The sequence below is a fragment of the Desulfobulbaceae bacterium genome, from assembly GCA_013792005.1.
Taxonomy (GTDB): Bacteria; Desulfobacterota; Desulfobulbia; order Desulfobulbales; family VMSU01; genus VMSU01.
Map to the genome: position 1 here is coordinate 1 of VMSU01000083.1, position 6,666 is coordinate 6,666.

At 45.2% G+C, this 6,666-nt stretch carries 6 protein-coding genes; 5 read left to right on the forward strand and 1 reads right to left on the reverse strand.

Going from position 1 to position 6,666, the window contains the following annotated elements; translation table 11 throughout:
* Positions 1–603 precede the first annotated feature (603 nt).
* Positions 604–930 (reverse strand): hypothetical protein, encoded by a 327-nt coding sequence (locus tag FP815_04400; protein MBA3014178.1) that lies wholly within the window; start codon positions 928–930, stop codon positions 604–606.
* On the opposite strand from FP815_04400, the gene FP815_04405 reads away from it, so the two are divergent.
* The 5 genes from FP815_04405 to FP815_04425 all read left to right on the forward strand — a co-directional run.
* A complete protein-coding gene (locus FP815_04405; GenBank protein MBA3014179.1) occupies positions 889–1,500 on the forward strand; it encodes a prepilin-type N-terminal cleavage/methylation domain-containing protein in 612 nt (203 codons plus the stop codon). The two genes, FP815_04400 and FP815_04405, sit on opposite strands and share 42 nt — an antisense overlap.
* Positions 1,457–2,227, forward strand: a complete 771-nt coding sequence (locus FP815_04410; GenBank protein MBA3014180.1) for a prepilin-type N-terminal cleavage/methylation domain-containing protein — start codon at positions 1,457–1,459, stop codon at positions 2,225–2,227. The genes FP815_04405 and FP815_04410 overlap by 44 nt, the downstream gene beginning before the upstream one ends.
* A 12-nt stretch (positions 2,228–2,239) precedes the next feature.
* Complete coding sequence (locus tag FP815_04415; GenBank protein MBA3014181.1) at positions 2,240–2,719, forward strand: prepilin-type N-terminal cleavage/methylation domain-containing protein; 480 nt, start codon at positions 2,240–2,242, stop codon at positions 2,717–2,719.
* Positions 2,720–2,733: 14 nt separating this feature from the next.
* Complete coding sequence (locus FP815_04420) at positions 2,734–3,330, forward strand: hypothetical protein (protein MBA3014182.1); 597 nt, start codon at positions 2,734–2,736, stop codon at positions 3,328–3,330.
* Positions 3,331–3,389: 59 nt separating this feature from the next.
* A partial coding sequence (locus FP815_04425; GenBank protein ID MBA3014183.1) for a hypothetical protein occupies positions 3,390–6,666 on the forward strand: 3,277 nt, incomplete at its 3' end.

Consider the following 6,666-nt stretch of genomic DNA (forward strand, 5'->3'; position numbering starts at 1 on the left):
TATTTCAGGAAGTGGCTGTGATGGAAGCAATAATGCGACTGGAAAAGATGGCTGGATCAAAGAATTCGCCTCCCCAGGAGAACGAAATATTGGACAAGCGACATTACTAGGCGGTCTTCTCACCTTTACCACTTATATTCCCTCTGTTGACCCTTGCCTTGCAGAAGGAACCGCCTCCCTCTATGGAGTTTATTACCTAACAGGAACAGCATGGCACCGGGTAATTTTCGCCCCTGAAGGATATAATGAAAATACAAATATCGTGTTAGATCACGTCTCACTCGGACACGGCTTAGCAACTACCCCCAACCTCCACATTGGCAGCGGTGAAGGACCTACGACTTTTGTCCAAACCAGCACGGGCGAAATCAAGGAATTACCCCAAAGCAATTTACCAATCAAGAACTACAAAACAGGACCTACTAGCTGGCTTGAAATAAACCAATAAATAACCGACTCCTGATGACCAGCCCCCCCCAAAGAAGGATTACAATGCATTGCCCCATTGACATTTAAATGCAATGCATTGTAATCCTCAATATCACACCAGAATAACTTGAATTATACCGTCCACTTCTCCTTGACCTCTTGATATTAGACACACTATCGAACCATCTCAACATCAGGCCCCACTATGCCTACGCAATACCCAGTGGCCCAAAAATGATTACTCCAATATGGCTTCTTCTTCAGTTTACAGAACATATTTAAAATATCTATCGCTGTCCGACCTTCTCGACTGCCTTCCCGGCAGGTATCATAAACCGATACTCGAGACCCTAGACTAAATAACATTGGCCCATAACGTACTGAACCTGCGATGTACCCTTTGGATATGATTTTTAAACATCCGAGGCTACAAAATCTTTCCAAAGCGCTATAAAAACAATGAATACCATCCAAAACAAATTTAAGCCCCCGAAGAGGCATAGTGGCTACTTCTCACTCAACGCTGGGTTATCACTGGTTGAGCTTATTGTAACTGTTGCTATCTTAGGAATATTGGCCTCTGTTGCAGCGCCAAATATCCTCAATTGGCTACCAAATCTCCGTCTCAAAAATGCGGCTCGTGATGTCTATTCAACCTTTCAAAAGGCACGGCTCCTTGCCGTGAAACAAAATGTGACGGTCAGAGTACGATTCGATACTACAGTCAACCCAGGATTCTACTTTATTGATATCGACAATAGTGGCACTGTCAACCAACCAGACGAATATCAAATGAATTTATCAGCATATGGCAGCGGAGTTAATTTCGGTTTTCCTGCCGGACTCGTTGATTGGAATGGAGGTGCCATCGCCACCTCGGTTACTTTCCCAGGAGGACCTCCCCGTTTCTGTACTTATAATTCCAATGGCACATCCGGTGCCGGCACAATTTATTTAGTCAACAGCCAAGCTAGTATAGTTTATGCAATAACAACGGTAACCAGCGGAGCAGTTAAGATGAGGAAATATAACGGGATACTCCCGTTTCATAAAAGAAACTGGATCGAATAACGTGAACAGAATCTCATTTACATATCGCAACCAAACCGGATTCACTCTAGTTGAGATAATGATCACCCTTGCTATTTCAGGTCTCGTCATGGGAGCTGTTTACACATCGTTTCGCTCTCAACAGAATACCTATGTTGCCCAAGATCAGGTTGTTGAAGCACAGCAAAGTGTCAGGGCAGCAATGAATATGATGACCAGAGAAATCAGAATGGCAACCTATCACCCACTCACTGGTACTGGCGGCATAACAACCGCGCTAACAACCCAACTTATTTTCGCGACAGAAATCAACAATCTCGGCACGATGCAAACGATTGAATACCGACTTTATGATGCCTATGGTGACGGAGACAATGATATCGGTCGGGCAATAGATGGTGGCGCGATTGTTCCCTTAGCAGAAAACATCGATGCTCTGGAATTTTTATATTTAGACCAAGATAACAATCCTACAACAAACGTATCAAATATTAAAACCATCCAAATCTCAATATTGGCTCGTGCGAGTCATCCTGATCAGAATTTCACAAATACATTCGAATACTTTCCCGCTTCATGCCCACAACCTGCGCCACCAGCTGCACCTAACTATACCCTGGTGGATGGCACAAACATCGAACTCACGCTACCAGCCTGGGACTTGAATCCTGGCACACCCAATAATATCGCAGCAAATGATAACTTTCGCCGCCGTTTATTAATTACAACGGTACACTTGCGCAATTAGCTCACCCATCATATGGCTCCGCAACTGAACACCATGGCAAATCTTCTAATCAAAAATAATAACGGCTTCACCCTGATTGAAGTCCTGGTGACCATTACTGTTTTATCCATTGGCATCCTTGGCGCTGGGGCAATGCAACTCTCCGTATTAAACGGTAACGCCGGGTCATACGACTTGACAGAGGCCACAGCCCTGGCCCTGGACCAAGTCGAAAACATTATTGCTTTAGATTATAATGATCCCCTCTTTTCAGATGACAATGACACTCCCTATCAAAGGATTGGCGATCAAGTAGTTGGTGGGGGCTTGATGATAAGAACCATTAACAGCGTAGGCGACAACTCGGTAGTTTCTGATAATTATACCATCTTTATGGATATCACAGACAATGTGCCGGCAATTGATTCAAAGACTATCCGAGTAGATGTTGTCTGGACAGAAGGGGACAAGCTGAAAACAGTATCCATGAATTACATCAAAACCAGGTACTAATGGGGAGGTCTGGCATGTCACAGTTATCACCTGAAAAAATAGTACATAACGAAGAAGGGTTTGTCCTGGTTACGGCTCTTCTGGTGCTGGTGATCCTGGTTGTTATTGGAATTGCCTCTAATCAATCGACCAACGTCGAAAAACAGATTTCAGCTAATGATCGCATAGAAAAACAGGATTTTTTCAATCAAGAGACCTGCCTGGCAACAAGTAAAATGTTGTATACTACCTGGTTGACGACAGGCTTCATTACCGCTGGCGAAACTGTCGCAGCTTTCCCTCCAGTCATAAATCCAGGCGATGATGTCAATGGAAATGGCATTAACGATATTAGCGAGGTGTCTGACCCTAACGGCATCCCCCTTGCGTCCTTTGAAACTCGGTGCATGGAAAGGAATGAATTAACTGGCGCCCGCACAACCATCGCCAGTCTGTCTAACGAAGCTAATGATTTTCCGCCCATGTCACACAAGGACAAGCCCCCTCCAGGGTCCGGATTCAGTCCAAAAAATTTTGAAGTACGCCGATTCATCATAACCTGTCAGTCTCCCGATGCCGACCGAAACACCATACTCCAGGAAGGGGTGTACAAAGTCTTTAATAAATTTTAGTCCATCCTAGGCTACATTTTTTTATGTTGAATGCCTCATTCAAGAAAGGAGTACACACCATGAAAAAAATATTTTTCTTTTTAGTACCGGTACTGCTTGGCCTGGCCTATCCTTCTTGGGCGGACGATATTGACATTTATGGCGTAGCTAGTATCTCGGTCAAGCCCAATGTTCTTATCATCTTTGACAATTCCGGCAGTATGGGCACCAACGATATCCCTGGTGACCCCTATAATCCGGCAACAACTTATGCCGGGACCAAGACTAAAAATAATGTTTACAAGTCCGGGAACCTCTATTTTACGGATATCAATTCCGCTAACTGGCAATGTGCTACTGCCAAAACCAGCCTGCTTACCAAGGGGTGGTGGCAAGGAAAATTAAAAAAGAGTGGCGCTATCGTTACTTGCGGCGGAAATAGTTCAACACATTATAGACTGGGGAATTTTGAAAATTATGATGCTTTGAATATTGGCGACAATAGGACGAGAATGGAGGTCGCCAAGGAGGTTATTGCCAAGCTGATTAACGACAATTTTGATAAAGTAAATTTTGGCTTGATGAAGTTCAATGCCCAGAACACTAACTATACTATTGCCTCAGGCGGTCTTGGCACCGATGACAACAGATATGAAAGCGGATATATTGTTGCTAAATGCGGGGCCACCAAGGCAGATCTGATTGGCGCTTATAATCCTGCAGCCCCTCCTATCTACATTGATAACAACCAAGCTGGCTTAGGGTTCATAGGAAATATGTTTTCCGACACTTACACTCCGCTCGCCGAGACATTGACTGAGGCAGGACTCTACTTCTCCGGTAAAACAAGCTGGTTTAACGGCCTGACCGGCACCTACACCAACACCTGCACCAAAAGCAATATAAATTGCTATAGCTACACCAGCGACAGCCGGATCCAGTACAGATGCCAGAAGAACTACATCATTATCATGACCGATGGCGAGCCAACCCGAGACAACAATCCTCAAATGACAAGTGATATCTACCTCAACGGCAGAAAAATCCCCTATGCCAACAAGAATGGCAGCCCCAATTATCTCGAAGATGTCTCTTATTTCCTGGCCCAAAACGACCTTCGCGTTACAGGGACTAATCCAACGGCAGCAGATATTATCGCCATGGGTGAGCCGGGAGATTATGAAAATCAATCAATAACCACCTACACCATCGGTTTCAAAGAAAGTGTACCGATCCTAATAGATACCGCAAACAATGGTGGTGGCAAATACTATACTGCTGATAATGCCGACACTTTGAATGAAGCCCTCAACTCAATCATTATTGCCATTGCTGAAAGCAACGAGGGGTTCTCTGCGGCTGCGGTACCGGTCAGCAGGGCAAACAAGGCCTATGCGGGCAATTTTGTCTATTACGGTTTGTTCCAGCCTTTAAGTACAGGAAACTGGATTGGCAATCTGAAAAAATACGGTATTACCAACTATGGTGTTATTCAAGATGCCGATGGCTTGACGGCTGTGAGCAACGGGGTACTGCTTGATAACGCCAGGTCTTACTGGAGCGCCTCTCCGGATGGCCCCGCTGTTGGCAAGGGTGGCGCCGGTGCAAAGCTTCTTGGCGATATCGAAAATGGTTTCAGCCGAAAAATCTACACCTATACCGGCACCTCAAACACCCTCACCAATGCATCCAACCTTTTCACCACCACAAACGCCGCACTTACAAGCGGCGCCTACCCCGGACTCACGACCAACGTGATCTCTGCCGTCAGGCGTGAAAACGGGGAGTGGCCACTTGGAGATTTCCTCCACTCCCAACCCTACGTGGTCCATTATGATGACAATAATGATGGTACCGATGATCATACCATGATTTTTGCCGGAGCCAATGACGGTATGCTCCATTGTTTCGACGATAACGACGGCAGTGAAAAATGGGGGTTTATCCCTCAGGACCTTCTTGGTAATCTCGCTGCCTTAGAGCCTGACAACAGCCACCAATATTTTGTTGATGGCACACCAATGTTTTATGATTATGACCATGATGGCCTTACCACTACCCCACAGAAAAAAATGCTCCTTTTTGGTGAGCGCCGAGGCGGCAGCAGCTATACCGCTTTGGATATCAGCAGTTACGACTCTCCATTATTCAAGTATAGCATTAACATGAACTTTCTTGGGACTGGCGCTGAAATGCTTGGTCAATCCTGGGGTACCCCCCAACTCGTGCAGATGGGATATAAAGATGTTGGTGTTTATAAAACCAAAGACGTTTTTCTGATGGTCGGCGGCTATGACGACAATCAAGACAGTCTAACCCCTGCTGCAACAGACGCCAAAGGCCGCGCTCTCTTTGCCATCGACGCTCAAACTGGGGCACTTTTCAATAACTTCAATGTCACTGTCAACACATTCCCAAGCATGACCCACTCAATAGTCGCGGCGGCAGCCTTTGAAAATCCTAACACCAGAACTACAACCAGAATTTACGCTGGCGATATGAACGGAAATCTGTTTGCCTTTCGCGATGATATCTTTGATTATAATACCTCTGATTTAAGTGTCGGCCCACATGATGGAGAAGAGGATGGCGACTGGGGACAGAAATTAAAACTCTTTTCCGATCCAGGCAAGAAAATCTTTTATGCCCCGAACATCGTAAATGAAAACTTTGATGTCTTCATCCAGGAGGGCACCAATCAAACAGTGAAGAGAGTTGGAGATTATGTATTCTACGGGACAGGAGACAGGGAACATCCAAATAAAACGGATACTCTCAACAGCTTCTATGCCATTAAAAACAATTGGGAGTGGCAAAACAGTCAAGTCCCAACCATTGTCAAGGCCTATGTTGACGTGAATGATGGCGGTAAGATTAAGGCAAGAAGTAACAACTCCCTGATTGTTGCGGCACAGCGAGATGCCGAAGGAAACTATCTGCGGGATGAGGCAGGAACAATCATTAACGTCCCCAGCGAGAACAACACGCTCTTTATTATTGATGTCTATGATCACCTGGCACAAACAAATAATGTCAATACTACCCATGTCCTTTACTCAACTTACGCCAAAGACGCCCTTAAGCACCCCAATAACCGCGGCTGGTATTTTGACTTTAAAGAACAAAACGGGTCTCAAGTAGGAGAAAAAATTGTCTCATCACCAGTTATTTACGGTGGTGTCGTTTACTTTTCTACTTATATCCCCGACACCACAGCAATAGATTTAATTGCTGACCCTTGCTCCAATCCCGGTGCCCGTGGAACCGGGTATCTTTATGAGATCTGGTATGAAGATGGATCGGCCGTAAAAAACAATTCCAATAACGATGAGACCTATATTGATGAACACGGTCAAA

Coding starts and splice junctions, on each gene's coding strand:
- FP815_04405 (MBA3014179.1), top strand. CDS start 889: ATGAATACCATCCAAAACAAATTTAAGCCCCCGAAGAGGCATAGTGGC.
- FP815_04400 (MBA3014178.1), bottom strand. CDS start 930: ATGCCTCTTCGGGGGCTTAAATTTGTTTTGGATGGTATTCATTGTTTT.
- FP815_04415 (MBA3014181.1), top strand. CDS start 2,240: ATGGCTCCGCAACTGAACACCATGGCAAATCTTCTAATCAAAAATAAT.
- FP815_04420 (MBA3014182.1), top strand. CDS start 2,734: ATGTCACAGTTATCACCTGAAAAAATAGTACATAACGAAGAAGGGTTT.